General features: G+C 67.1%; 26 protein-coding genes, 1 tRNA gene and 1 other RNA gene. 18 read left to right on the top strand and 10 right to left on the bottom strand.

The features are described from left to right. Positions 1–44: 44 nt before the first annotated feature. Positions 45–611, top strand: a complete 567-nt coding sequence (efp, locus tag PIJ50_RS01600; protein ID WP_271972103.1) for an elongation factor P — start codon at positions 45–47, stop codon at positions 609–611. A gap of 49 nt (positions 612–660) precedes the next feature. On the opposite strand, the gene PIJ50_RS01595 is transcribed toward efp, so the two are convergent. The 4 genes from PIJ50_RS01595 to nudC all read right to left on the bottom strand — a co-directional run bounded on the left by PIJ50_RS01595 (position 661) and on the right by nudC (position 2,881). After that, complete coding sequence (locus PIJ50_RS01595; RefSeq protein WP_271972101.1) at positions 661–1,320, bottom strand: epoxyqueuosine reductase QueH; 660 nt, start codon at positions 1,318–1,320, stop codon at positions 661–663. 65 nt (positions 1,321–1,385) lie between these two features. Further along, positions 1,386–1,462, bottom strand: a tRNA-Met gene (locus PIJ50_RS01590). Between the two features lie 56 nt (positions 1,463–1,518). Next, entirely contained in the window at positions 1,519–1,995 is a 477-nt protein-coding gene (locus tag PIJ50_RS01585) for an SRPBCC family protein (protein ID WP_271972099.1), read from the bottom strand. Positions 1,996–2,032: 37 nt separating this feature from the next. Continuing rightward, positions 2,033–2,881 carry an NAD(+) diphosphatase gene (gene nudC, locus PIJ50_RS01580; protein ID WP_442900696.1) on the bottom strand — a complete coding sequence of 283 codons (849 nt, stop codon included), beginning with the start codon at positions 2,879–2,881 and terminating at the stop codon, positions 2,033–2,035. A 230-nt stretch (positions 2,882–3,111) separates the two neighbouring features. Between nudC and PIJ50_RS01575 the strand changes: the two genes are divergently transcribed. The 9 genes from PIJ50_RS01575 (at position 3,112) to PIJ50_RS01535 (ending at position 13,166) form a co-directional block, all read left to right on the top strand. Further along, a complete protein-coding gene (locus tag PIJ50_RS01575) occupies positions 3,112–4,896 on the top strand; it encodes a bifunctional 2',3'-cyclic-nucleotide 2'-phosphodiesterase/3'-nucleotidase (protein WP_271972096.1) in 1,785 nt (594 codons plus the stop codon). A gap of 37 nt (positions 4,897–4,933) precedes the next feature. After that, positions 4,934–5,030: signal recognition particle sRNA small type (ffs, locus tag PIJ50_RS01570), an RNA gene on the top strand. Positions 5,031–5,223: 193 nt separating this feature from the next. Then, positions 5,224–6,654, top strand: a complete 1,431-nt coding sequence (locus PIJ50_RS01565; protein ID WP_271972094.1) for an amidohydrolase — start codon at positions 5,224–5,226, stop codon at positions 6,652–6,654. 45 nt (positions 6,655–6,699) lie between these two features. Further along, the gene (locus tag PIJ50_RS01560) at positions 6,700–8,289 is read left to right on the top strand and encodes an ABC transporter substrate-binding protein (RefSeq protein ID WP_271972092.1); all 1,590 of its coding nucleotides are present in this window, start codon (positions 6,700–6,702) and stop codon (positions 8,287–8,289) included. After that, positions 8,286–9,347: an ABC transporter permease gene (locus tag PIJ50_RS01555; protein ID WP_271972090.1), complete on the top strand. Its 1,062-nt coding sequence runs from the start codon at positions 8,286–8,288 to the stop codon at positions 9,345–9,347. The genes PIJ50_RS01560 and PIJ50_RS01555 overlap by 4 nt, the downstream gene beginning before the upstream one ends. A 9-nt stretch (positions 9,348–9,356) precedes the next feature. After that, complete coding sequence (locus tag PIJ50_RS01550; protein WP_442900695.1) at positions 9,357–10,244, top strand: ABC transporter permease; 888 nt, start codon at positions 9,357–9,359, stop codon at positions 10,242–10,244. Next, the gene (locus PIJ50_RS01545) at positions 10,237–11,085 is read left to right on the top strand and encodes an ABC transporter ATP-binding protein (RefSeq protein ID WP_271972088.1); all 849 of its coding nucleotides are present in this window, start codon (positions 10,237–10,239) and stop codon (positions 11,083–11,085) included. The genes PIJ50_RS01550 and PIJ50_RS01545 overlap by 8 nt, the downstream gene beginning before the upstream one ends. Next, the gene (locus tag PIJ50_RS01540) at positions 11,082–11,837 is read left to right on the top strand and encodes an ABC transporter ATP-binding protein (RefSeq protein ID WP_271972087.1); all 756 of its coding nucleotides are present in this window, start codon (positions 11,082–11,084) and stop codon (positions 11,835–11,837) included. Before PIJ50_RS01545 ends, PIJ50_RS01540 begins: the two co-directional genes overlap by 4 nt. Positions 11,838–11,846: 9 nt before the next feature. Then, entirely contained in the window at positions 11,847–13,166 is a 1,320-nt protein-coding gene (locus PIJ50_RS01535; protein WP_271972085.1) for an MmgE/PrpD family protein, read from the top strand. Between the two features lie 3 nt (positions 13,167–13,169). Here the strand turns inward: PIJ50_RS01535 and PIJ50_RS01530 are convergent, their stop codons facing one another. Further along, positions 13,170–14,108 (bottom strand): LysR family transcriptional regulator, encoded by a 939-nt coding sequence (locus PIJ50_RS01530; protein ID WP_271972083.1) that lies wholly within the window; start codon positions 14,106–14,108, stop codon positions 13,170–13,172. Between the two features lie 212 nt (positions 14,109–14,320). Beyond that, complete coding sequence (locus tag PIJ50_RS01525; protein ID WP_271972082.1) at positions 14,321–14,707, bottom strand: winged helix-turn-helix transcriptional regulator; 387 nt, start codon at positions 14,705–14,707, stop codon at positions 14,321–14,323. A gap of 88 nt (positions 14,708–14,795) precedes the next feature. Here PIJ50_RS01525 and PIJ50_RS01520 point away from each other — a divergent pair, with 88 nt between their 5' ends. After that, positions 14,796–15,863: an SDR family oxidoreductase gene (locus PIJ50_RS01520; protein ID WP_271972081.1), complete on the top strand. Its 1,068-nt coding sequence runs from the start codon at positions 14,796–14,798 to the stop codon at positions 15,861–15,863. A 101-nt stretch (positions 15,864–15,964) separates the two neighbouring features. Here PIJ50_RS01520 and PIJ50_RS16395 read toward each other — a convergent pair whose 3' ends face one another. Beyond that, a complete protein-coding gene (locus PIJ50_RS16395) occupies positions 15,965–16,267 on the bottom strand; it encodes an RNA ligase family protein (RefSeq protein ID WP_334212712.1) in 303 nt (100 codons plus the stop codon). Continuing rightward, positions 16,243–16,683 (bottom strand): RNA ligase family protein, encoded by a 441-nt coding sequence (locus PIJ50_RS16390; RefSeq protein ID WP_334212711.1) that lies wholly within the window; start codon positions 16,681–16,683, stop codon positions 16,243–16,245. Before PIJ50_RS16390 ends, PIJ50_RS16395 begins: the two co-directional genes overlap by 25 nt. A 65-nt stretch (positions 16,684–16,748) precedes the next feature. Between PIJ50_RS16390 and PIJ50_RS01510 the strand changes: the two genes are divergently transcribed. The 4 genes from PIJ50_RS01510 to recR all read left to right on the top strand — a co-directional run bounded on the left by PIJ50_RS01510 (position 16,749) and on the right by recR (position 20,483). Further along, entirely contained in the window at positions 16,749–17,795 is a 1,047-nt protein-coding gene (locus PIJ50_RS01510; protein ID WP_271972080.1) for an NAD(P)-dependent alcohol dehydrogenase, read from the top strand. A gap of 61 nt (positions 17,796–17,856) precedes the next feature. Beyond that, a complete protein-coding gene (locus PIJ50_RS01505; protein WP_271972078.1) occupies positions 17,857–19,542 on the top strand; it encodes a DNA polymerase III subunit gamma/tau in 1,686 nt (561 codons plus the stop codon). A 1-nt stretch (position 19,543) separates the two neighbouring features. Next, the gene (locus tag PIJ50_RS01500) at positions 19,544–19,885 is read left to right on the top strand and encodes a YbaB/EbfC family nucleoid-associated protein (RefSeq protein WP_271972077.1); all 342 of its coding nucleotides are present in this window, start codon (positions 19,544–19,546) and stop codon (positions 19,883–19,885) included. Between the two features lies 1 nt (position 19,886). Next, a complete protein-coding gene (recR, locus tag PIJ50_RS01495) occupies positions 19,887–20,483 on the top strand; it encodes a recombination mediator RecR (protein ID WP_271972075.1) in 597 nt (198 codons plus the stop codon). Here recR and PIJ50_RS01490 read toward each other — a convergent pair. Beyond that, positions 20,480–21,100, bottom strand: coding sequence for an exopolysaccharide biosynthesis protein (locus PIJ50_RS01490; RefSeq protein ID WP_271972074.1), 621 nt, complete (start codon positions 21,098–21,100; stop codon positions 20,480–20,482). The genes recR and PIJ50_RS01490 overlap by 4 nt on opposite strands. Before the next feature lie 72 nt (positions 21,101–21,172). Beyond that, on the bottom strand, positions 21,173–22,054 hold the full coding sequence (locus PIJ50_RS01485) for a LysR family transcriptional regulator (protein WP_271972072.1): 882 nt from the start codon (positions 22,052–22,054) through the stop codon (positions 21,173–21,175). A 239-nt stretch (positions 22,055–22,293) separates the two neighbouring features. Between PIJ50_RS01485 and ffh the strand changes: the two genes are divergently transcribed. The 3 genes from ffh to PIJ50_RS01470 are packed head-to-tail and all read left to right on the top strand — an operon-like array spanning position 22,294 to position 24,601. After that, entirely contained in the window at positions 22,294–23,778 is a 1,485-nt protein-coding gene (gene ffh, locus PIJ50_RS01480) for a signal recognition particle protein (RefSeq protein ID WP_271972070.1), read from the top strand. Further along, complete coding sequence (locus tag PIJ50_RS01475; protein ID WP_271972068.1) at positions 23,775–24,308, top strand: GNAT family N-acetyltransferase; 534 nt, start codon at positions 23,775–23,777, stop codon at positions 24,306–24,308. Before ffh ends, PIJ50_RS01475 begins: the two co-directional genes overlap by 4 nt. Beyond that, entirely contained in the window at positions 24,305–24,601 is a 297-nt protein-coding gene (locus PIJ50_RS01470) for a chorismate mutase (RefSeq protein ID WP_271972066.1), read from the top strand. The genes PIJ50_RS01475 and PIJ50_RS01470 overlap by 4 nt, the downstream gene beginning before the upstream one ends. The last annotated feature ends 29 nt before the right edge of the window (positions 24,602–24,630 follow it).

Raw genomic sequence — 24,630 nt, 5'->3', positions numbered from 1 at the left:
CGGGATTTCCCGCGCGTCGGGACCCGCATATCAAGGACATCTTCGTGAAAGTCATCGCATCCTCGCTCCGCAAGGGCAACGTCGTCGACATGGACGGCCGTCTTTATGTCGTTCTGAAGTCGGAGAACTTCCACCCCGGCAAGGGCACGCCAACGACGTCGGTCGACATGCGCCGCATCTCGGACGGGGTGAAGGTGTCGGAACGCTGGCGCACGACCGAAATGGTGGAAAAGGCCACCGTGGACGAACGGGAATACGACTTCCTGTACGAGGATGGCGAAGGCTACCACTTCATGGAGCCCGCGACCTACGAACAGCTGGCCGTGTCCCCCGACGTGGTGGGCGAGGACAAGTGGTTCCTGACCGAAGGCTCCAAGGTCTATCTGCAGACGTTCGAGGGCGTGGCCATCGCCATGACCCTGCCGCAGCGCGCCGTGGTGGAGATCGCGGAGACCGAGCCGGTCGTGAAGGGTCAGACGGCGTCGTCGTCCTACAAGCCCGCCATGTGCACGAACGGCCTGCGCGTCATGGTGCCGCCGCACATCGGCGCCGGCACGAAGATCGTCATCAACACCGAAGACAAGACCTATGTGGAGCGTTCGAAGGAGTGATCCTTCGCGCCGCCGCAACGCGAAAGGCCCCCGGAAACGGGGGCCTTCGTCATTCGGGGGTGTCGTCCTTGCCGTAGAACATGGTGCCGATCTTGATCTTCTCGCGCCCCCTGGACAGGCGGAAGTCGTTCGTGTCGCGCAGCGAATAGATGCAGCCGCAATATTCCTGCATGTAGAACTCCTCCCGCTTGGAGATGTCGATCATGCGGGACGATCCGCCGCCCTTGCGCCAGTTGAACTCCCAGTACTTCACGCCGTCATAGGGCTTGGCCGCCCGCACGCCACAGTCGTTGATCTGCGTCATGTTCTTCCAGCGCGAGATGCCGAGGCTGGAGGTGATGACCGGAAAGCCGTTTTCGTAGGCATACAGCGCGGTGCGTTCGAATCGCATGTCGAAGCACATGGTGCAGCGGATGCCGCGCTCGGGCTCCCACTCCATCCCCTTGGCGCGCTGGAACCAGTTGTCCGCGTCGTAATCGGCATCGACGAAGGGCACGTCGTGCTTTTCGGCAAAGCGGATGTTCTCGTCCTTGCGCAGAAGGTATTCCTTCTTCGGGTGGATGTTCGGATTGTAGAAGAAGATGGTGTAGTCGATGCCGGACGCGGTCATCGCCTCCATCACCTCGCCCGAACAAGGGGCGCAGCAGGAATGGAGCAGGACCTTCGTCTTGCCGTCGGGCGGGGTCAGTATGGGGCGTTCCACGGTCATGATGCCATCCTAATCCGGTCGCGCGATAACGAAAAGGCCCGCGACAAGCGCGGGCCGTTTCGTGATGGTAGCGGAGGAGGGATTTGAACCCCCGACCTAAGGATTATGATTCCTCCGCTCTAACCAGCTGAGCTACTCCGCCATCGGGGCGGACAATTATGCGACCTCGCCGGGGGCGTCAAGCGGCTTTTTGCGAAATCATCCCGGCTTTGCCGCGTGCTGCATCTTGTACTGCTGCGCGACGTTGCGCGCCCATTGATCGACACGCTGGTCCAGCTGGTTCTGCACCTTGCCCTTGGCCAGCCGCAGCGACTGGATCAGCAGGCGTGCGGTCAGGTTGCGGGGCCGCAGTTCCAGCGACACCGCGATGCGCGACCGCTGGGGCGCCAGTTCCACCAGATCCGCGATGATGTCCACGTCCAGCGAGGTGTCGGCCAGCGTCGCGTGCACCTGCCGGCCCGGGGTTTCCGACAGCAGCGTCAGCAGCATGTCACGGTCGCGCCCCTTCAGCCGGAACTTCGTGTTCCAGGTGGTGCCGGGGCGGATGGGGCCGGGGCCGCGGACAAGGGTCGTGTTGCGCTTGGCAATCGCGCGCTCCCACCCCTCGTAATCCGACATGCGCGCGAAGACGAAATCCGGGGGCGCCCCGATGTCGCTTTTGCTCGTGATCTTCATGCAGCCTCCCCCAACGATCGTCGGGCGGAGTGTGCGGTCAATCCAGATCGTCCGCAAGCCAGCGCGTGATCAGGTGGCGGGCGATGGTGCCCGGTTGCGGCAGAACCAGATCGGGGTGACGGCCGATGACGGCCTCCATCACCTCGTGCTTGTCGGCCCAGCGCGCGGCCTCGATCTCCACCGGGTCGATCGTCAACTCGGTGCTTTCGGCCTGCGCCACGCAGCCCAGCATCAGAGAGGCCGGGAAGGGCCAGGGCTGGCTGGTCAGGTAGCGGACGGCGCCGACGCGCACGCCCGTCTCCTCCATCGCCTCGCGCCGCACGGCGGTTTCGGGCGTTTCCCCGGGTTCCATGAAGCCCGCAAGGCAGGAATGCATCCCCGCCGCCCAGCCCGGGGACCGGCCGAGGAGCAGGCGTTCGCCCCGCAGGATCAGCATGATCACCACCGAATCCGTGCGCGGGAAGTGGGACGTGCCGCAGGCCGGGCACAGGCGCTGCCAGCCGCCCTGCACCATGTCCGAGGGGTGACCGCAGGCCGAACAGAAGCGGTGGCTGCGGTGCCAGTGGATCAGAGCGCGTGCGGTCGCGGCACGTTCCGCCTCGGCCGGCGAAAGTTGCGTCATCATGTCGCGCAGGTTGCGCAGCCCTTCGGCCGGCCATTCGGCAACGTCGCGGGCGTGAAGGGGGACGTCCCCGTCCAGCCCCAGAAAGATGTCCCCGCCCGGCGGAAGGGCGTCAGGCGGAAGCCAAGTCAATCCCTCGGCGCCGGCCGACACTTGTCCGCCGCACAGGATCAGGAGGCGGCGGGGCGAGGGCGGCGCTGCGCGCAGATGGGCCGCGCGATCCATTCCGGTTGTTCCGAAGGCCAGAACCCTGTTCATCGCCACATCCCTTGCTGATACGGCTTCAGCATCGCAGGATCGGCGGGCAAGTCAAATCACACAACCCCTAGTGGAAATTGAATTTTTTCGCGCAAAATGCGTGGGTTGGGGTATCTTTTGCCCGCCATCTCAGCAAGACTCACGTCGGCGTGACATGCGGGTGAGGCGGAATGCAGGGCGATTGGGACGGCAGGATCCAAGGCAAACGGGCCGGGGGCAGGGCAAGCCTTCCGCCGGTGCCCGCCGCCCGGCCGGATCTGGTTCACCTGCGCCTTCTGGCCACCAGCGACGTGCATGGCTGGCTGGCGCCCTGGGATTACCATGCCGCGCAGCCCTTGCCCGACGCGGGCCTCGCCCGCACCGCCCGCCTGATCGATGAGGCGCGGGCCGCCTCCGACACCCTTCTGTTCGACAATGGCGATTTCCTGCAGGGCAACCCGCTCAGCGACCGCCGCATGGCCGAGGGGGAGGCCCATCCCGTGATCGCCGCCATGAACCAGTTGAACTACGACGCGGTCACGCTGGGCAACCACGAGTTCAACTTCGGTCTCCCGGCGCTGAGGGAGGCGCTGGACGCGGCGCGCTTCCCGGTCGTGTCGGCCAATATCTCGGACATGAAGGGTGGGGAGATCGTGCCCCGTTCCGTGGTTCTGGTGCGGCCGGTCACGGACGGGGCGGGCGGGCGGCATGATCTGCGCGTGGGTGTGATCGGCTTTCTGCCGGTGCAGGTGATGATCTGGGACCGGGCCCATCTGGAGGGCCGGGTGACGGTGGAACCGATCTTGGCCGCCGCCCGTGCGCAGATCGGGGCCCTGCGCGCGCGGTGCGATCTGGTCGTGGCCCTGTGCCATGCCGGCATCGGCGCGCCGACGGTGGCCTGCGACAGCGAGGATGCCTCCACCGCCCTGGCCGGGCTGGAGGGGATCGACGTCGTGGTGACGGGGCACAGCCACCTCGTCTTCCCCTCGGCCCGGTTCGAGGGGATGGAGGGGGTGGATGCCCGGCGCGGCACATTGCAGGGCAAGCCCGCCGTCATGCCCGGATCGCGCGGGTCGCATCTGGGGGTGATCGACCTTCAAATGCGCGTCGGGGACTGGCGGATCGTGTCCTCCTCCAGCCATGCGGTTCCGGTGGCGCATGTTCCGGCGGCCCCGGCGGTGGTGCAGACCGTCGCCGCCGCGCATGAGGCGACGCTGAGGGAGATAGAGCGCCCCTTGGGCCATACCGACCGGCCGCTGAACAGCTTCTTTGCCATGGTCGCGCCGTCGCCCGCCGCCTCGCTGATCGCCGAGGCTTCGGCCGCCCATATCCGCAATCAGCTGGAAACGGATGAGGTGCCGGTTCTGGGCACGGGCCAGCCCTTCCGCTGCGGTGGCCGCGGCGGGCCGCGCCATTACACCGACATCCCGGCGGGGCCCCTGACCCTGCGGCACGCCAGCGACATCTACAGCTATCCCAACACGGTGGCCGCCCTGCGCCTGACGGGCGGGGACGTGCATCGCTGGCTGGAACGGGCGGCGCGGGTGTTCCGTCGTCTGCGCCCCGGAGCGGAGGACCAGCCGCTGCTGGATCCCGAGGTTCCGTCCTACAACTTCGACCTGATTCATGGCCTGAGCTTCGTGGTGGATCTGGAGCGTCCCGCGATGTTCGCCGCCGATGGCCGGGTGGTGGGGGACGGCCGCATCCGCGAGCTGACCTATAAGGGAAAGCCCCTTGATCCGGAGGCGGAGTTCATCGTGGCCACCAGCAGCTATCGTGCTGGCGGGGCCGGGGGCTTTGCACCGCATCCGCCCATGTATGCCGGCACTCGGCGGATGCGCGACGTGCTGTCCGATCATCTGGCCCGGCGGCCCGTTCCGCCAACCGCGCCGTTCTGGAGCTTCGCCCCGATGCCGGGCACGACGGCGGTCTTCCCAACCTCACCCCGTGCGGCCGACCACTTGGACGAGGTGCCGCATCTGAGCCTCACCCCCTTGGCCGAGGATGACGCGGGCTTTCTGACCCTCCGTCTCAGCCTTTGACTTGCACGCCCGGCGCATTGCTTCTATATCGGGCGCCGAGAGGTTGGCGCGGGCAGGCGCCTCGCCAACCCGGTCAGGTCCGGAAGGAAGCAGCCGTAACGATCCCCGTCTGGGTCGCTGTCCAGCCTCTCACCTTTCCCTCTGAAGCATTTCTCTGAACGAAGCCGCCTTTCTCGCCGGGGCTCCAAGGGTTCCGCCTTGCGAATGGGCCATGCCGGACCAACGGCATCGGGGCTCATTCCGTTCAGGACTGATCTTAACCCATCTTGTCATTGGACAGACCGGACGTCGTTGACCGACCCTTGTGAAAATATACAGGGGATGACGATGCAGAACAGCGACCCGATCTGGGATCACGTGGAAACGCACCGGGCCGACCTGATCGGGTTGAGCGACCGCGTCTGGGGCATGCCGGAACTGCTCTATGGGGAATACCGCTCTTGTGCGGAGCATGTCGCGGTGCTGCGCGACAAGGGGTTCATCGTGCAGGAGGAGGTGGCCGGGATTCCGACCGCCGTCATGGGCGAGGCGGGGACGGGCGGCCCGGTCATCGCGATCCTGGGCGAATATGACGCGTTGCCGGGGCTGAGCCAGGTGGCCGGGATCGCGGAACCGCAGGCGGAAGAGGCGGGTGGGGCCGGCCATGGCTGCGGGCACAACCTGCTGGGATCGGCGGCCCTTCTGGCGGCCTGCGCGCTAAAGGACTGGCTGGCCGAGACGGGAACCCCCGGCCGCGTCCGTTATTACGGCTGTCCCGCCGAGGAAGGCGGCGCGGCCAAGGCCTTCATGGTGCGCGACGGTGCCTTCGATGACGTGGATGCCGCAATCACGTGGCATCCCGCCACCATGACCAAGGTGGATGAGGCGCAGTCCCTTGCCAACACTCGCATGGACTTCGTCTTCACGGGCCGCGCCAGCCACGCCGCTGCCGCTCCCCATCTGGGCCGATCGGCGCTGGACGCGGCGGAACTGATGGCTGTCGGCGTGAACTACCTGCGCGAGCATGTGCCGCAGGAAAGCCGCATCCACTACGCCTATCTGGACGCGGGCGGCACCGCGCCCAATGTGGTGCAGGCACGGACGAAGGTGCGCTACGCCATCCGCTCCACCACCCTGGCCGGAATGCTGGCCCTGAACGAGCGGGTGAAGAAGGTTGCGCAAGGCGCGGCGATGATGACGGAGACGCAGGTTGACATCTCCATCATGTCGGCCGTGTCGAACATGCTGGGCAACACCCCGCTGGAGGAGGCGATGCAGGCGGCGATGGACGAGCTGGGCGGCGTGCCTTTCGACGACGCCGACCGGGCCTATGCCGCCGAGATCCAGAAGACGCTGACGCCCGAGGACATCGCCGCCTCCTATCGCGGCAATGGCATGGAAGTGCGTGAAGGCGAACCTTTGTGCGACTACGTCGTCCCGCGCACGGCGCCGGGGTCGAAGATGATGGGCTCCACCGACGTGGCTGACGTGTCGTGGAAGGTGCCGCTGGTGCAGGCGCGGGTGTCTACGGTGGCGATCGGCACGCCGGGGCACAGCTGGCAGATCACCGCACAGGGCAAGTCCCCTGCCGCGCACAAGGGCATGACCTATGCCGCCAAGGTCATGGGCGTTGTCGGCCGCATGCTGATGACCGACGAGGTGCTGCTGGCCCGCGCCAAGAAGGACCATGCCGAGCGGCTGGCGCGCGAGCCCTACATCTGCCCGATCCCAGAGGATGTGCGCCCGCCGCTCGTCCCCCGTCCTGTCGCCGCCGAATAAACGCGCGCCGGATCAACCGGCCGCACCATCAACAGGGAATCCGCCATGAACCTCCGCACCCGCCTTCTGGCCGGCGCGGCCTGCCTTGCCGCAGCGCCGAGCCTGGCCGCCACCCCCGACAACGCCCTTGTCATGGCGTGGAACATCGACGCCATCTCCACCTTCGATCCCGCTCAGATAGGCGAGGTCGTGACGAGCGAGCTGATGGACAACATCTGCGACCCGCTCGTGAACTTCGCCCCCGAGGAGGAAAGCCGCGTCATCCCCGGCTTCGCCGAAAGCTGGGACGTGTCGGAGGATGGCAAGACGCTGACCTTCCACCTGCATCAGAGGGCGACCTTCCCCTCGGGCAACCCGGTCACGGCAGAGGACACAGTCTGGTCGCTGAAACGGGCGATCTCCCTCGGCTTCGGCAACGCCTCGGCCCTAACGGATTACGGCTTCACGACGGAAAACATGGACACGCGCATCACCGCGCCCGACGACCATACCGTGGTCCTGACCTTCGAGACGGCTTATCCGACTAACCTGCTGCTTCAGGCCGTCGGCGCCGACGGCATCTCGGCCACGCTGGACCGCAAAACGATCCTCGCAAACGAGATGAACGGCGATCTCGGCAACGCCTGGCTCAACGCGCATACGGCCTGTGTCGGTCCCTACAGCCTTGTGCAGTGGAACCAGGGTGAGGGTGTCGTGCTGCAGGCCAACAAGGAATACTACGGCGACGCCCCGAAGATCCCGCGCATCCTGATCCGCCACGTGGCCGAGACGGGAACGCAGCGCCTGCTGGTCGAACAGGGCGACGTCGACGTGGCGCGCGACCTGACGCCCGACGATCTGGCGGCACTGGACGACACCGTCGGGATCGAGATCGTCTCGGCCCTGAAGCCGCAGCTGATCTTCAACACCATGAACCTGTCCCGCCCGCCCTTCGACAACGAAAAGGTGCGGCTGGCGATGAAATACCTCATCGACTACCAAGGCCTTGGTGACACGGTGATGCAGTATCTGGGCAAGCCCTGGAACAGCTTCGCGCAGTCCGGCGCATGGGGTGCGCTGGAAGGGGAGGAGGGCACGCCCTTCACCCTTGATCTGGAAAAGGCCAAGGCGCTGATCACCGAAGCCGGCTATCCTGATGGGTTCGAAACCACGCTGCTGATCGGCTCGCTTCCCTGGTCCTCCCCCCTTGGCCAGCACCTCCAGCAGAACGCGGCCAAGATCGGCATCACGCTGAACATCGAGCAGATGGCGAACGCCCAGCTTTTCGCCCGCGCCCGGGCCCGCGATTTCGACAGCATCATCATGGCGTGGCAGACGAACATTCCCGACGCGCATGGCAACGCTTCGCGGCTGGTGATGAACCCCGACAACTCGGACGAAGCGAAGCTGACGCAATATCCCGCTTGGCGCGCCCATTACCAGGATGTCGGTTACAACGAGCGTGTGGAGGCCGCCGTATCCGAAACCGATGAAGCGAAGCGCCGCGAGATGTATCGCACCCTGCAGCAGGACTGGATGCAGACGGGCGAGATGGCCGTCATGTTCCAGACCTACAACGTGGCCGCGATCCGCGACACGGTGAAGGACTGGACGTGGAACGGCTTCCGCACCTACTACCCGATGGTCTCCAAATGACGGTCGCGCTCGCCACACCCGGGCGGCGTCGCAAGCGGGGCAGGGCGCCGTCGAAGGCGCTGGCCGTCCTGTCGCGGGCGGGCTCCGTCCTCGTGACCCTGCTGGGGCTGGCGGCGCTGACCTTCATGATCGGGCGGCTCCTGCCGCTCGATCCCGTGCTGGCGGTGCTGGGCGACAATGCCACGCCCGAGGCCTATGACCGCATGGTCGTGCAGATGGGTCTGGACCAGCCACTGATCGTGCAGTTCGGGAACTACCTTTGGGATCTGGCGCGGCTGGACTTCGGGAACTCGCTTCTGTCGGGCCGCCCGGTGGGCGAGGAGATCGCCCGCGTCTTTCCCGCCACGCTGGAACTTGCCACGGTGGCGATGATCCTTGGCACCGGCATCGGCGTGCCGCTGGGCGTCGTGGCCGCCGTCTACCGCAACCGCTGGATCGACCATCTGGCTCGCATCCTGTCGCTGGTGGGCTATTCCGCGCCGAACTTCTGGCTGGGGCTGATGGGCCTCGTGCTGTTCTATGCCACGTTGGGCTGGGTCGGCGGGCCGGGGCGGATCGACTTCATCTATGAATTTGACCTGCAACCCGTGACCGGCTTCTTCCTGATTGACGCGCTTTTGTCCGGAAACCTCGCGCTGTTCGGCAACGTCTTCAGCCACATCATCCTGCCCGCCTCGATCCTCGCGCTGTCGTCGCTGGCCTATATCAGCCGCATGACCCGGTCCTTCATGATCGAGCAGTTGGAGCAGGAATACGTCGTCACCGCCCGCGCCAAGGGCCTCGGCTTGTGGCGGATCGTCTGGCTGCACGTGTTTCGCAACATCGCCGTGCAGGTCATCACCGTGGTGGCCCTTTCCTACGCCTTCCTGCTGGAGGGGGCGGTGCTGACGGAAACCGTCTTCGCCTGGCCCGGCTTCGGCCGCTACATGACGAACGCGCTGTTGTCGGGCGACATGAACTCCGTCGTCGGCTGCACGCTGCTGATCGGCGTGATCTTCGTGGCGCTGAACCTGATCTGCGATCTTCTCTATCGCATCCTCGACCCCCGCACGCGCTGAGAGGTGACCATGACCGCAATTCCCGCCACCCTTGGACCCCGCACCCCGGCCGAGGCCCGGATGCAGCAGTTGCGCATCACCGTCTCAAAGCTGCGCCGGAACGGGTCGGCCATGCTGGGGCTGATCCTGCTGGTGATCATCTTCGGCGCGGCGATCTTCGCCCCGTGGCTGTCCACCCACGACATCTACGCGCAGGACCTGACGAACCGCCTCGCCCGCCCCTCCGCCGCGAACTGGCTGGGCACGGACGAGCTGGGCCGCGACATTTATTCGCGCCTGCTGCATGGCGGTCGCATCACGCTTTACATCGCCTGCCTGACGGCGGTGATCTCCGCGCCCATCGGGCTGGTGGTGGGGATGGTGTCGGGCTGGTTCGGCGGCTGGGTCGACGTCGTGCTGATGCGCGTGACGGAAATCTTCCTCGCCTTCCCATCGCTGATCCTGGCGCTGGCCTTCGTCGCGGCGCTGGGCCCCAGCATCGAGAATGCGATCATCGCCATCTCACTTGCCACTTGGCCACCCATCGCGCGGCTCGCGCGGGCCGAGACGATGATGGTTCGCCGGTCGGACTACATCGCGGCCGTGCGTCTTCAGGGGGCAAGCGCGTGGCGGATCATGGTGGGGCACATCGCGCCGATGTGCGTGCCTTCGGTCATCGCGCGGGTGACGCTGAACATGGCCTCGATCATCCTGTCGGCGGCCGGTCTCGGCTTCCTTGGCCTCGGGGCGCAACCGCCCAGCCCGGAATGGGGGGCGATGCTGTCCTCGGCCCGGCAGTTCATCCTGTCGAACGGGCATGTGGCGGCGGCACCGGGCATCGCGATCCTGATCACCTCCATTGCCTTCAACCTCGTGGGCGACGGCCTGCGCGACGTATTGGACCCGCGCCATGACTGATCCCGTCCTGACGGTCGAAAACCTGAACATCCACTTCCACGGATCCGCTCGTACCACCCATGCCGTGCGGGGCGTCAGCTTCACGCTGGGGCATGAAAAGCTGGGCATCGTGGGCGAAAGCGGCTCGGGAAAAAGCCAGACAGGCCGGGCGATCATGCGCCTGTCGCCGCCTTCGGCCCGGATCACGGCGGATGCGCTGCGCTTTGGTCGGACCAACCTACTGGCCGCGTCCGAAAAGCAGATGCGCGCCATCCGCGGGTCGGAGATCGCGATGATCCTGCAGGACCCGAAGTTCAGCCTGAACCCGCTGATGACCGTGGGCAAGCAGATCGCCGAAGCCTATCGCACCCACCACCGCGTGTCGAAGGCCGAGGCGAAGGAGCGGGCGCTGGCCATGCTGGAAAGCGTCCACATCCGCGACCCGAAGCGCGTCTACGACATCCTCCCGCACGAGGTGTCGGGCGGGATGGGGCAGCGCATCATGATCGCGATGATGCTGATCCCCGAACCCAAGCTGATCATCGCGGACGAGCCGACCTCGGCGCTGGACGTGACGGTCCGTCGGCAGGTGCTTTCGGTTCTGGACGAACTGGTGGACCGCACGGGCGCGAGCCTGATCTTCATCAGCCACGACCTGAACCTCGTGGCCGATTTCTGCGACCGCGTGCTGGTGATGTATGCGGGTCGGGTGATGGAGGATCTGCCCGCCCGCGACCTGGGCCGCGCCAATCATCCCTACACCCGCGCGCTGCTGGAAAGCCTGCCAAGGCTGGATCAGCCGCGCGCCGAACTGCCGGTGATCCGGCGCGACGACACATGGCGGACGGGAGCATTGGCATGAGGGACACGGTTCTGGAGGCGGTCGATCTGACCATCAGCTTCAACGACGGCGCCGTGACCGCCGTGAAAGGGGCAAAGTTCCGCATCGAACGCGGCGAATCCTATGGCCTGATCGGGGAGTCCGGCTGCGGCAAGTCCACCATCCTGCGGGCGGTGGCGGGGCTGAACACCGACTATGACGGTTCGATCCTGTTCGAGGGGCGCGAGCTGCCCGAACGCCGTCGGAAGGAGCATTTCCGCGCCATGCAGATGGTGTTCCAGGACCCCTACGGCTCGCTCCATCCGCGCAAGATGGTGCAGGCCGTGCTGGCCGAACCCGTGCGCCTTATGGGGCTGGGGGACGAGCAGCGGCGCATCGACGAGGTGCTGCGGAACGTGGGCCTCGGCCCCGAATTCCGCTTCCGCTATCCGCATGAGTTGTCGGGCGGGCAGCGCCAGCGCATCGCCATCGCCCGCGCCCTGATCGTGGAGCCGAAGGTGCTGCTGCTGGACGAACCCACCAGCGCGCTGGACGTGAGCGTTCAGGCAGAGATCCTGAACCTGCTGACCCGCCTGCGCCGCGAGCTGGGGCTGACCTATCTGATGGTCAGCCACGACATCGCCGTCATCGCCCACATGTGCGACCGCGTGGCGATCATGCAGCACGGCCGCATTCTGGAAGAGATCACCGCGCCGGACGTCCGCGCGGGCCGGGTGGCCGAGGATTACACCCGCGAGTTCCTCGCAGCCTCCGCCCCCGCCATCACCGCCTGAGGGAAAGACATGACCGTTCTGGAACAGATCGCCGCCCGTGTGACGGGCGGATGCCGGATCACGCCCGCCAACCGTCGCGCGGCGGTGGATGCGATCCTCGACACCGTCGCCTGCATCGTCGCAGGGCGCGATGACATGGCAACCCGTGCTGTTGTTGCCGCCCGCACACCGACAGGCGGGTCCTGCGACACGCCGCACGGCCGGACCACCGCCGCTGAGGCGGCGCTGCTGAACGGCGTCGCGGCCCATGCGCTGGATTTCGACGACAACTTCGGACCGGGGATGAGCCACGCTTCGGCCGTGATGGTGCCCGCGCTGATCGCGGTGGGGCAGGCTGTGGGGGCCACAGGGCGGCAGCTGGTCGACGCCTATCTGGCGGGGTTGGAGGCGCAGGCGCTGGTGGGGCAGGGCGTGCGACCGCACCACTACACCGCCGGATGGCATGGAACGTCCACCGTGGCGCCCATTGGTTCCGCCGCGGGGGCGGCGCTGCTGGCGGGCGCGGATGTGGTGCAGGCGATGTCGCTCGCCACCTCCACGGCCTGCGGCCTGAAGGGGCAGTTCGGGACCTCCGCCAAGCCGTTCCATGCGGGCGTTGCCGCACGCAACGCGACCGAGGCCGCGCTGTTCTCCAAGGCCGGCCTGCAGGGCCGGGCGGACATCCTGGAACGCCCGCAGGGGTTCGGTGAGCTGTTCGGCGCGGGCGTTCCTGCGACATGGAGCATCGAGGATGGGCCGCATGTCATCGGGGTCGAAGGGCTGTCGCCGAAGCTGCATCCCTGCTGCGGGTCCACCCACAACGCGATCGACATGATCCACGACCTGCGGCACACGCACGGCTTCGGCTCCGAGGATGTGGAGCATGTGGAGGTCGCGGTGGCGCTTGCGAACTACCGCAACCTTGCCTTCCCGGATCCGCAGGACGAGATGGAGGCGCGGTTCTCCATGCAATACTGCCTTGCCCGGGCCTTGCATCAGGATGTGCTGTCCCTGGCCGACTTCACGCCCGAGGCGACACAGGCCCCGCACATCCGCGCCCTTCTGCCCCGCATCGCGATGGTCCTGTTGCCGGAGGAGGAACAGAAGGCCGCGCTAAAGGCCGCACATCGCATGACCGTGCGGCTGAAGGACGGACGGCGGTTGGAGGCGTCGCGCAGCCATGCCCGCGGCACCCTCCTCGACCCGCTGACCGAGGCCCAGCGCCGGGCGAAGTTCGCGGACTGCACCGGCCGCGCAGAGGACTACGACCGCCTTATGTCGCTGGACGATCTTCCCGACCTGTCCCTGATCGGCGGCATCATCAATGCGCGGGCGTTGCAGCCGGCCTGACGCTTACCCACGGCGACGCAGGGGGGTGACGTTGGCGGATTCCTCGGCCAGAAGGCCTTGCGCCGCCTGCCAGACCCGCTCCGTCACCGGCCGCTTGGTGCGGCGGTGACGGAAGAGCCTCACCTCCAGCTCCAGCACCCATTCGGGACCGCCGGCAAGCACCAGTTCGCCGGATCGCAGGTCGGGAAGGGCCAGCGACTCGGGGATCCAGGCAAGGCCGCATCCCACCTTGGCCAGTGATTGCAGCCCCACGCTCATCGCATTGGTGGCGGCGACGTTCAGCGCCCTGGGCCGCTCGCTCAGCAGCGGGGCCAAAGCGCGTGCGAAGAACGACGAGGTGCCGTAGCTCAGGAAATTGACGACGCCTCCGCTATCCAGCTGGTGCAGCGGCCGCCCGTCCGTTCCGGGTGCGGAAACGGGCAACAGGCGGTCCTGCCCAAGAAGGCAGGATTCAAACTCTTCCGAACATAGGCCGTTCGCGACCGAGTCGTGGGTGTATGTCAGCAGAAGGTCCGTCTCTCCATTCCGGAACTGGCGAAGCGTCTGGGCGTAGGCGGCGAAGGAGCCGGTGCTCTCGATCACAAGGGGGCCGGTCGCCGCCTCAATCCTTTGGCGCCATTCGGGCAGGAACGCCACGCGCAGCGTGTGCAGCGCGGCCAGCCGGATGCAGTTGCGCCCCGGCGTGGCAAAGGCCCGGATGCCCGAGCGCATGCCCAGAAACGTGGCCACCAATTCGCGCGCCTGCGGGACCATGGCCGCCCCTTCCGGCGTCAGCTCGATCGGATAGGAGGAGCGGTCGACCAGCGTCGCACCCACCCAGTGTTCCAAGGTTCGGATGCGCTTGGACAGCGCCGACTGGGTGACGTTGCGCGCTTCCGCCGCGCGGGAAAAGTTGCGCGTGTCGTTCAGACAAAGAAAATCCTCAAGGAGCTTGAGTTCCATGACGTGCCTCCGGCGCAGGGTTGATCCCGTCAGGAGGCGACCCGGGGCCAGCCGGGGTCAATGGCCGACTGGCGCCACACGGACGCCAGACCGGCTTTGGGCAATCACTGAGCAGGATTGGTCCCCCGTTGGCCGCGAACAGGGCGGGCAGCAGGCGGCCAAGCCGTGCGTGCTGATCGTCCGCTGATGCCCACTGGTGAACGATCCGCCTGTCAGCCTCCCCTCCGCCGCGAGGTTGCGCGTTCCTGAAGCTGGTCCAGCGCGTCGGCGTTCGTGCGGCCCCAGTCGTAGACCAGATCCACCAGACCCACGAAACGCCGGCCCAGCGGGGTCAGGCGGTATTCGACGGCGGGGGGCACAGTGCTTTCCACGTGGCGTGTCAGCAGGCCGCTTTCCTCCATCTCGCGCAGGGTCTGGACCAGCATCTTCTTCGAGATGCCGGGCAGGCTGCGGTGCAGGACGCCGTTGCGCGCGGCCCCGTCGTGGCGGGCCGACAGGGTGTGCAGGATCATGCTGGTCCACTTCGTGGCGAACACCTCCATCACCCGGCGCGGCGCGCAATCCTCACGCCATTCATGATCCTCGCTGCCTACTTTCATGGTTACCTCTTGGTGCCTACGTCCCGTTTTGGTGCCGTCTGGCATGGATCGCGGACGGACACTAGGTCTGTCGGCAAAGGAGATCCACATGAACAAGACCGCACTTATCGCCGGCGTTACGGGCATTCAGGGCAGCGCCATCGCCGCGCAACTGGTGGAACAGGGCTGGACCGTCCTGGGCTTGGCCCGCTCGCCGCAAGACATGCCGGGCGTCACCCCCGTCGCCGCCGACCTGCTGGACCCGGCCAGCCTGGCCACGGCGCTGGAAGGGCTGCGCCCGACGCACCTGTTCCTGACCACTTGGATGCGCATGCCGACCGAGGCGGAGAACATCCGCGTCAACGCCGCCATGGTGCGCAACCTTCTTGACGCGCTGCGCCCGGCGGGCAGCCTGCGGCACGCGGCGCTGGTGACGGGCCTGAAGCACTACCTCGGCCCGTTCGAGGCTTATGGCAAGGGCACCCTCCCGAAGACCCCGTTCCGCGAGGATCAGGGGCGGCTGGATGTCGACAACTTCTACTATGCGCAGGAGGACGAGCTGTTCGCCGCCGCCGCCCGGGACGGGTTCGGGTGGAGCGTGCACCGCCCCCACACCGTTATCGGCAAGGCGCTGGGCAACGCGATGAACATGGGCACGACGCTGGCCGTCTATGCCACGATCTGCCGCGACACGGGCCGCCCCTTCCGTTTCCCCGGATCCGAGGCGCAGTGGAACGGGCTGACCGACATGACCGACGCGCGCCAACTGGCCGCACAGGCGATCTGGGCGTCGGAAACACCTGCCGCGCGCGATCAGGCGTTCAACATCGTCAACGGCGACGTCTTCCGGTGGAGCTGGATGTGGCACCGACTGGCCGACGCCTTCGGGATCAAGGCCGAGGAATTCGACGGCACCCCGCACCCGCTGGAGGAGCAGATGAAGGACGACGCCCCGATCTGGGCGAAGATCGCCGATCGTCACGGGCTGGCCGAGCGCGACCTGTCGCGTCTGGCCTCCCCTTGGCACACCGACGCCGACCTCGGCCGTCCGATCGAGGTGGTGACCGACATGTCGAAAAGCCGCGCGCTGGGCTTCACCGGCTATCAGGCGACGGACCAGTCGTTCCTCGACCTCTTCGCGCGGCTGCGGACGGACCGGATCCTTCCGGAGATGTGAGGGCTGCGCTTGTTTTCGGAAGGGGCGGCGGCACGCCTGCGTGATCAACGCGCGCGGCATCGTGGTGAAGGGGGCAACATTGCCACCCTTCCCCCGCACGCCTATCGGAAGCCTTGGACGGGGGGGTGGTCAGCCTCCCAGACGTTGGGGACAAGGGGCGCCTTCATCCAGTGAACCTCCGACTGGACATGCCCCGGCCGGACGTATTTTCCCATCCGTTCCGGCATGGCCGTTTCGGGAAAGGCGCCGGCGATCCGGACCACGAAGCCTTCCTGCCGGTTCAGGTCGAGCGGGCTCGCCAGATCCTCGAACAGGCCGGGCCGGTAGGGGCCGCGATACAGCGTGGGGACCGCAGGGATGCCCAGCTCTTCGAACCGCGTCAGCGTCCGGTCCCAGGCCTGCACCTCGTCCCCCACGATCCAGGCGAAGCGAGGAAGTAGGAGGGCAGGGCGTCATAGGGGATGGAATGGCGGGCGTAGAAATTCTCGCCCACGATCCGCTCACCCTCGCTCAGACGCGGCGAGATCCCGGCGGCGAAGGCCTTCAGCCAGTCGCGGGACGGGTGATGGCGGCTGTCGGGGCTGCGGGCGTGGGAGCCGCCCCGGTGGATCGTGGTGTTTTCGCCGTCTATCTTCTCGGTTACGATCAGGTCGTCGACCATCAGCCCCTTCAACGAAGACATGATCTTGTCATCGCTCGTCGCGCCGGGGGAGGAGGGCAGGTGAAAGGTGCGGCCATACTTCTTCATGCCGGAACGCTGGCACGCCGACTTGTGCTGCGGCCATGGGTCTGGAACCTCCGCGCCAATTGATAGGGGCATGGCCTTGTCCTGCACGCCCTTCCGGCTAGGATTCACGCCAACCCCGCACATGGAAGGACACCATCATGCAGACGCTCGGATACGGTGCGAAAACCAGCGACGGCGCATTGGAGCCCATGGCCTTCGAACGGCGCGACCTGCGGCCCGAGGATGTCGCGATCGAGATCCTGTATTGCGGGGTCTGCCATTCCGACCTGCACACCGTCCGGAACGATTGGGGCTTTTCCAGCTATCCCGTCGTGCCGGGGCACGAGATCATCGGCCGCGTGACCGAGGTGGGCTCGGCCGTGACCGACTTCCTGGTGGGCGATCAGGTGGGCGTGGGCTGCATGGTGGACAGCTGCCAGCACTGCGACCAGTGCCATGGCGGCGAGGAGCAGTATTGCCGCGAGGGCATGACCCAGACCTATGGCAGCCCCGACCGCATCACCGGCGACATCACCAAGGGCGGCTATTCCAGGCATGTCGTGGTGCGTCAGGAATTCGTGCTGAACATCCCCGAAGGGCTGGACCTGTCGCGCGCGGCCCCGCTGCTGTGCGCCGGGATCACCACCTATTCGCCGCTGCGCACCTTCGGTGTCGGCCCCGGCAGCCGGGTGGGCGTAGTGGGCATGGGCGGTCTTGGCCACATGGCGATCAAGCTCGCGGTGGCGCTGGGCGCGCATGTGACGGTCATCTCCCGCTCCGCCTCCAAGCAGGGCGATGCGGAGGAACTGGGCGCGCACGCGTTCCTGATCTCGGCCGACGAGGCGGCCATGGGCGAGGCCGCGAACGGCTTCGACGTCATCATCGACACGGTGCCGGTGAAGCACGACATCAACCCCTACATGCCGCTTCTGGACATCGACGGCACGCTGTGCCTGGTCGGGCAGGTCGGTCCGCTGGACGAACCGATGACCGTGCCGATGATCATGGGCCGCCGCCGCGTGGCGGGGTCGCTGATCGGCGGCATCACCGAAACGCAGGAAATGCTGGATTTCTGTGGCCGCATGGACATCCTGCCAGAATGCGAGATGATCCGCATGGACGAGATCAACGAGGCGTTCGAGCGGATGGAGAAGTCCGACGTGCGCTATCGTTTCGTGATCGACATGGCCTCCCTGTCCGCGTGACGGGTGGACGAAGGCGCGCCGGGTCCTTACCTTGGGGCGACGATCAAATCGGGACCCACGAATGACCGACGCCTCCGCCACCGCCTATCAGGTGCTGGCCCGCAAGTACCGCCCCGAAACCTTCGCCGACCTGGTCGGGCAGGAGGCGATGGTGCGCACGCTGAAGAACGCCTTCGCCGCCGACCGGATCGCGCATGCCTTCATCATGACGGGCATCCGCGGCACGGGAAAGACCACCACGGCGCGGATCATCGCGAAGGGGCTGAACTGCACGGGGCCGGACGGAAACGGCGGCCCCACCACCGACCCCTGCGGCACCTGCGACGCCTGCCGCGCCATCGCCGAAGGCCGCCATGTCGACGTGATGGAGATGGACGCGGCGTCCCGCACCGGCGTGGGCGACATCCGCGAGATCACGGAATCGGTGCATTACCGGGCGGCCTCGGCCCGCTACAAGATCTACATCATCGACGAGGTTCACATGCTGTCCACCAGCGCGTTCAACGCGCTGCTGAAGACGCTGGAGGAACCGCCCGCCCATGTGAAGTTCATCTTCGCCACAACGGAAATCCGCAAGGTGCCGGTCACCGTCCTGTCCCGCTGCCAGCGGTTCGATTTGAAGCGGATCGAGCCGGAGGTGATGATCGGCCTTCTGCAGCGCATCGCGGGGAACGAGGGCGCGCAGATCACCGACGACGCGCTGGCCCTGATCACGCGCGCCGCCGAAGGGTCCGCCCGCGACGCGACCAGCCTTCTGGATCAGGCCATCAGCCATGGGGCCGGGGAGACGACGGCCGATCAGGTCCGCGCCATGCTGGGGCTGGCGGACCGGGGCCGCGTGCTCGACCTGTTCGATCTGGTGATGAAGGGCGACGCGGCGGGCGCGCTGTCGGAGCTTGCGGGCCAGTATGCCGACGGGGCCGATCCGATTGCCGTGCTGCGCGACCTGGCCGAGATCACGCACTGGATCTCCGTCATCAAGATCACGCCGGAGGCGGCGGACGATCCCACCACCTCCCCCGACGAACGCAGCCGGGGGCTGGAGATGGCCGGCAACCTGCCGATGCGGGTACTCACCCGCGCTTGGCAGATGCTGCTGAAGGCGCTGGAGGAGGTGGCCGCCGCGCCGAATGCCATGATGGCGGCCGAGATGGCGATCATCCGGCTGACGCATGTGGCCGACCTGCCGGATCCCGAACAGTTGATCCGCCGCATCCAGTCCCTGCCGCAGCCCACGCACGCGCCGGCCCCGGCCGCGCCGCAGGGCGGGGGCGGCGGGACGCGCATGGCCCGCGCGGTGGGCGGCGGCACGGTGGCCAACGCCTTGCCGGCCACGTTCGACTCTGTCGTGGGCCTGATCCGCGACAAGCGCGACATGACCCTGCTGTACGAGGTTGAGAACAACCTTCGCCTTGTCAGCTACCAGCCCGGCCGGATCGAGTTCGAACCGGGCCCCACCGCCCCCCGCGATCTGGCCTCGCGGCTGGCGCAGCGGTTGCAGGGCTGGACCGGGCAACGCTGGGGCGTGTCCGTGGTCGGTTCGGGCGGCCAGCCCACCATCGCCGAACAGCAGGCGGTGGAACAGGACGAGGCGAAGGCGCAGGCGATGGACCTGCCCCTCGTGCAGGCGATCCTCGCGGCCTTTCCGGGCGCGCAGATCGCCGAGATCCGGGCGCCGGTGGCCGATGCCGCCGCCGAGGCGCTGCCGGAAGTGGAAGATGAATGGGACCCCTTCGAGGAGGAATGAGATGTTCGGGTTGAACGGTTTGGGCGACATGTCCAAGATGATGAAGCAGGCGCAGGATCTTCAGGTGAAGATGACCGAGCTTCAGGAAGAGCTGGGCCGCACCATCGTGACGGGCGAGGCCGGGGCCGGTCTGGTCAAGGCGCGCTGCACGGTGAAGGGCGACCTGACAGGGCTGGACATCGATCCGTCCATCTTCGTCGCGTCGGAAAAGGAAGTGGCGGAGGATCTGATCCTGGCCGCCATCAAGGACGCGCAGAAGGCCGCCGCCGACCGTCATCAGGCCGAGATGGCGAAGATGACCGAAAGCCTGGGCCTGCCCGCCGGCATGAAGCTGCCCTTCTGACATGGGCGAGGCACCGGGCGACATCCAGACGCTGATCGACCTGATGGCCCGGCTGCCTGGCCTTGGGCCGCGATCGGCGCGTCGTGCGGTGCTGACCATGCTGAAGAAGCGGGGGCAGGTGATGGCCCCGCTGGCGCAGTCCATGGCGCAGGTCGCCCTGTCGGCCCGCGACTGCGTGCGCTGCGGCAACATCGGCGATTCCGACCTGTGCCACATTTGCCGCGACGACCGCCGCGCCAACGGCGAGATCTGCGTGGTGGAGGACGTGGCCGATCTTTGGGCCATGGAGCGGGGCCGCGCCTTTCGCGGCCGCTATCACGTGCTGGGCGGCACCCTGTCCGCCCTGGACGCGATCGGTCCCGACGAACTCCGCATCCCGGCCCTGATCGAACGCGTGGGGGATGAAGGGGCGACCGAGGTGATCCTGGCCCTGAACGCCACCGTCGACGGCCAGACCACCGCCCATTACATCGCGGAACGTCTGGAAGGGCGGGTGCGCGTCACCTCGCTGGCGCAGGGCGTTCCCGTCGGCGGGGAACTGGACCATCTGGACGACGGCACCATCGGCGCCGCCTTGCGGGCCCGTCGCAGGGTCTAGAACGCGTTCTGGATCAGGAACACGGCGCCGGCGACCAGCGCCCAGATCACGCCCCAGACGATCACCAGCGATACCACGCCCAGCACCAGCCCGATGATGACCCACAGCCCGTCACGCTCCAGCACGCCAAGCGAGATGATCGTCATGGCCAGCGCCGGAAGCATGTTGCCCAGGGGGATCGGCAGGGCCAGCACCAGCGCCAGGATCAGCAGCGCCGCCCCCAGAAACCGCTGGGAGAGGGGGGAGATCATGAAGGCCAGCCGCGGCACCAGCAGCTTTTCCGCCCGGCCCAGGATCGGGGTCATCTTGCCCACCAGCGTGGCGAAGGACGCACGCTCCATCGACCGTGTGGCGATGAAGGCGGGCAGCCACGGCGTCTTGCCCAGCATCAGTTGCGCGGCCAGGAACACCAGCGGCAGCCCCAGGATGCCCGAGGTTCCGGGCGGCGTCGGCAGCACGTTGGGCAGTGCGAAGATCAGCAGCAACGCTCCGAAGGCCCGCCCGGCCATCGCGTCGATCAGGTCGGAGATGGACACGCGGGTCCGGGCCGGGTCGTGCGCGATCTCTTCCAGCACCTCCGACAGGCGGCGGCGTTTCAGCTGGGGGTCATCGGTCATGGCTTGGTCCCGGGGGTCTGGCATGACGGCCACTGTGGCCAGTCCCGCCGCCCGGCGCAAGCGGACAAACGGTCACGTCCAGGTGCGCGCCGCGTCCTTCAGATGGGCCAGGAAGGTCTGCACCTTCAGCGTGCGGTGCAGGTCCACATGGGTCACGACCCACAGGGGCGCGTCCCATTCGGGGCGGGGGGGCACCACCTCCACCAGATCGTCGCGGCCGGCGGCTTGGAAGGTCGACAGAAAGCCGATGCCGGCCCCGCTGGTCACCGCCGCTTCCAGCGCCCGGCTTTCCGAGGCGCGGACCATGATCCGTTCGGGGGGAATGACCTCCACCAGCCAGCGGTGGAAGGGCGCGCGCGCGATCGGGCCTTCGGCGGTGATGAAGCGGTGGCGGTTCAGGTCCGTCAGCCCCTGCGGCATCCCGTAGCGTTCGACATAGCCTTGCGAGGCGTAAAGCCCGCTGCGCATCCGGGGCAGGGGCTGGGCCACGTTGTCCGGCTCCTCCGGCGCGGCGCCGGCGCGGATGGCGACATGCGCCTCGCCATAGTCCAGGCGGAAAACGCGCATGTCGGACAGAAAGCGCACGACCAGCGCCGGGTGCAGGGCCTGGAAATCGGCCAGCACCGGCATCAGCCGTTCGGCAACACCGGTGATGGAGGTGACGACCAGTTCCCCCGCCACCTTTTCCCCCTGACCGCGGATGCGGGACGCGAGCTGACCGAACTGCTCCTCGGTCGTCTGGGCGACGGACAGGAGGTCGCGCCCGGCTTCCGTTGGGGTGTAGCCGCGGGCGTGGCGCTGGAACAGCTTCGTGCCCAGACGCTTTTCCAGGGCGTCGATGTGGCGGATCACGGTGGCGTGGTGCACGCCCAGCGCCTCGGCCGCGCCGGACACAGTGCCCATGCGCGCGACCTGAAAGGCCGTCCGCACCTCGTCCCAGTTGTCAAAGCCCACGCGATCCCCCGGCTGTGCATCCGTGAACACCATACCGCCCCGGGGTGCAGATGCAACGCCGCGCTTGACTCCGGGCACGGGGCGACGTAAACGCACCCTGATTTTTCCGGAGTTCCAATGACTCCGGTCCCTCGCCGATCGGGGGATCGCCATCCACCAGCGCGTTGCGCCCGTGGGTGCCGTTGGTGTTTGGAGCGTTCCGGCCTATGTCGGGGCAGGTAATTTGGAAAGGGATGCCGATGTTCGAGAATCTGTCTGAACGGCTTGGCGGCGTCTTCGATCGCCTGACCCGTCAGGGCGCGCTGACCGACGAGGATGTGGCCACCGCCCTGCGCGAAGTGCGCACCGCCCTGCTGGAAGCCGACGTGTCGCTGCCCGTGGCGCGCGACTTCGTCAAGCGGGTGCAGGCCAAGGCCGCGGGCCAGCATGTCACGAAATCCGTGACGCCGGGCCAGCAGGTCGTGAAGATCGTCCATGACGAACTGGTGGCCGTGCTGTCGGGCGACGGTCCGGCCGACGCTCTGAAGATCGACAACCCGCCGACCGCGATCCTGATGGTGGGTCTGCAAGGTTCGGGCAAGACGACGACGACAGCCAAGATCGCCCGCCGCCTCAAGGAACGCGAAGGCAAGCGCATCCTGCTCGCCTCGCTGGACACCAACCGCCCCGCCGCAATGGAGCAGCTGGCGATTCTGGCCGGCCAGATCGGCGTGGACAGCCTGCCGATCATCCTGGGCCAGTCGGCCGTGGACATCGCCAAACGTGCGAAGACGCAGGCCGCAATGGGCGGCTACGACGTCGTGATGCTGGACACCGCCGGCCGCCTGCACATCGACGAAGTCCTGATGTCCGAGGTTCAGGCCGTCCGCGACATCGCCCAGCCGCGCGAAACGCTGCTGGTGGTCGATGGCCTGACGGGGCAGGACGCGGTGAACGTGGCGACGCAGTTCGACGGGCAGGTCGGCATCTCGGGCGTGGTCCTGACGCGGATGGACGGCGACGGGCGCGGCGGTGCGGCGCTGTCGATGCGCCACATCACCGGCAAGCCGATCCGCTTCGTGGGCCTGGGCGAAAAGATGGACGCGCTGGAGGCTTTCGAGCCCGAGCGCGTGGCCGGCCGCATCCTTGGCATGGGCGACATCGTGGCGCTGGTCGAAAAGGCGCGCGAAACGTTCGAGGCCGAGCAGGCCGAACGCATGGCACGCCGCTTCTCCAAAGGTTTGTTCAACATGAACGACCTGAAGAACCAGCTGGACCAGATGCTGAAGATGGGCGGCATGCAGGGCGTCATGGGCATGCTTCCGGGCATGGGCAAGATGCAGAAGGCCGCGGCCGAGGCCGGCATGGACGACCGCATGCTGCGCCGCCAGATCGCGCTGATCAATTCCATGACGAAGAAGGAACGGGCCAATCCCGACCTTCTGCAGGCGTCGCGCAAGAAGCGCATCGCCGCCGGGGCGGGGCTTGAGGTTGCCGAGCTGAACAAGCTTCTGAAGCAGCACCGCCAGATGGCGGACATGATGAAGAAGATGGGCAAGGGCGGCGCCATGAAGCAGGCCCTGAAGGGCATGATGGGCGGCAAGACGCCGGATCTTGCCAACATGGACCCGGCCGAGCTGGAGGCCGCCGCCAAGGCGATGAAGGGCGGGCTGCCCGGCGGCATGGGCCTGCCCCGCGGCATGACGCTGCCCGCCGGCCTGTCGGGGATGATGCGCAAGAAATGATCGCGCTGTCGAACACTCCGGTTCTGGAAACGGAACGCCTGATCCTGCGCGCGCCTGTCGCCACGGACTACCCGGTCTATGCCGCCTTCATGGCGGGCGACCGGTGCCGCTGGGTCGGCGGTCCGCAGGCGGAACGGGAAAGCTTCCGCAGCTTCGCCGCGATCATGGGGCACTGGATCCTGCGCGGCTTCGGCCAGTTCGTCATCACCGACCGCCGTTCGGGCGCGGTGCTGGGGCAGGCGGGGGCGTGGTTCCCGGCTGCAAAGCCCGAGCAGGAGATCGGCTGGCACATCTGGGCGCCCGAGGCCGAAGGCCAGGGCATCGCCTACGAGGCGGCCCTAGCCGCGCGCGAGTATGTCTTCGGCCCCTTGGGCTGGACCACCGCCGTCAGCTACATCGCCACCGACAACACCCGGTCGGCGGCGCTGGCCGCGCGCATGGGCGCCGTCATCGACCGTGACGCCACCCCGATGGAGGCACCGTTCCCCATCGACGTCTGGCGCCACCCCAACCCGAGGAGCCTTGCATGACCGATAGCGCCCAACGCGCCGAAGCGCTGCTGAAGGAACATCGCGCCAGCATCGACCGGCTGGATGCGATCCTCGTCTACACCTTGGCCGAGCGCTTCAACCAGACGCAGGCCGTGGGCCGGCTGAAGGCGGAATACGACCTGCCCCCCGCCGATCCCTCGCGCGAGGCGCGGCAGATCGAACGGCTGGAATGGCTGAGCCGCGAAGCCGACCTCGACCCCGAGTTTGCTAAGAAATTCCTGAACTTCATCATCGCCGAAGTCATCAGGCATCACGAACAACACCAGAAATGACCTTCTTCGGTCCATGCCATCTTAAAGGA

Source organism: Falsirhodobacter sp. 20TX0035 (assembly GCF_028307215.1).
Lineage (GTDB): Bacteria > Pseudomonadota > Alphaproteobacteria > Rhodobacterales > Rhodobacteraceae > Falsirhodobacter.
This window is presented reverse-complemented; position numbering and strand designations above follow the sequence as displayed.

Excerpts from the sequence above, each read along its gene's own strand:
- PIJ50_RS01540 (WP_271972087.1), top strand. The coding sequence starts at position 11,082 with ATGAGGGACACGGTTCTGGAGGCGGTCGATCTGACCATCAGCTTCAAC.
- PIJ50_RS01505 (WP_271972078.1), top strand. The coding sequence starts at position 17,857 with ATGACCGACGCCTCCGCCACCGCCTATCAGGTGCTGGCCCGCAAGTAC.
- ffh (WP_271972070.1), top strand. The coding sequence starts at position 22,294 with ATGTTCGAGAATCTGTCTGAACGGCTTGGCGGCGTCTTCGATCGCCTG.
- PIJ50_RS01555 (WP_271972090.1), top strand. The coding sequence starts at position 8,286 with ATGACGGTCGCGCTCGCCACACCCGGGCGGCGTCGCAAGCGGGGCAGG.
- PIJ50_RS01585 (WP_271972099.1), bottom strand. The coding sequence starts at position 1,995 with ATGAAGATCACGAGCAAAAGCGACATCGGGGCGCCCCCGGATTTCGTC.
- PIJ50_RS01565 (WP_271972094.1), top strand. The coding sequence starts at position 5,224 with ATGCAGAACAGCGACCCGATCTGGGATCACGTGGAAACGCACCGGGCC.
- PIJ50_RS01595 (WP_271972101.1), bottom strand. The coding sequence starts at position 1,320 with ATGACCGTGGAACGCCCCATACTGACCCCGCCCGACGGCAAGACGAAG.
- PIJ50_RS01535 (WP_271972085.1), top strand. The coding sequence starts at position 11,847 with ATGACCGTTCTGGAACAGATCGCCGCCCGTGTGACGGGCGGATGCCGG.
- PIJ50_RS01500 (WP_271972077.1), top strand. The coding sequence starts at position 19,544 with ATGTTCGGGTTGAACGGTTTGGGCGACATGTCCAAGATGATGAAGCAG.
- PIJ50_RS01545 (WP_271972088.1), top strand. The coding sequence starts at position 10,237 with ATGACTGATCCCGTCCTGACGGTCGAAAACCTGAACATCCACTTCCAC.
- PIJ50_RS01490 (WP_271972074.1), bottom strand. The coding sequence starts at position 21,100 with ATGACCGATGACCCCCAGCTGAAACGCCGCCGCCTGTCGGAGGTGCTG.
- recR (WP_271972075.1), top strand. The coding sequence starts at position 19,887 with ATGGGCGAGGCACCGGGCGACATCCAGACGCTGATCGACCTGATGGCC.
- PIJ50_RS16390 (WP_334212711.1), bottom strand. The coding sequence starts at position 16,683 with ATGCCCCTATCAATTGGCGCGGAGGTTCCAGACCCATGGCCGCAGCAC.
- PIJ50_RS01470 (WP_271972066.1), top strand. The coding sequence starts at position 24,305 with ATGACCGATAGCGCCCAACGCGCCGAAGCGCTGCTGAAGGAACATCGC.
- PIJ50_RS01530 (WP_271972083.1), bottom strand. The coding sequence starts at position 14,108 with ATGGAACTCAAGCTCCTTGAGGATTTTCTTTGTCTGAACGACACGCGC.
- PIJ50_RS01520 (WP_271972081.1), top strand. The coding sequence starts at position 14,796 with ATGAACAAGACCGCACTTATCGCCGGCGTTACGGGCATTCAGGGCAGC.
- PIJ50_RS01525 (WP_271972082.1), bottom strand. The coding sequence starts at position 14,707 with ATGAAAGTAGGCAGCGAGGATCATGAATGGCGTGAGGATTGCGCGCCG.
- PIJ50_RS01510 (WP_271972080.1), top strand. The coding sequence starts at position 16,749 with ATGCAGACGCTCGGATACGGTGCGAAAACCAGCGACGGCGCATTGGAG.
- PIJ50_RS01560 (WP_271972092.1), top strand. The coding sequence starts at position 6,700 with ATGAACCTCCGCACCCGCCTTCTGGCCGGCGCGGCCTGCCTTGCCGCA.
- PIJ50_RS01475 (WP_271972068.1), top strand. The coding sequence starts at position 23,775 with ATGATCGCGCTGTCGAACACTCCGGTTCTGGAAACGGAACGCCTGATC.
- PIJ50_RS01550 (WP_442900695.1), top strand. The coding sequence starts at position 9,357 with ATGACCGCAATTCCCGCCACCCTTGGACCCCGCACCCCGGCCGAGGCC.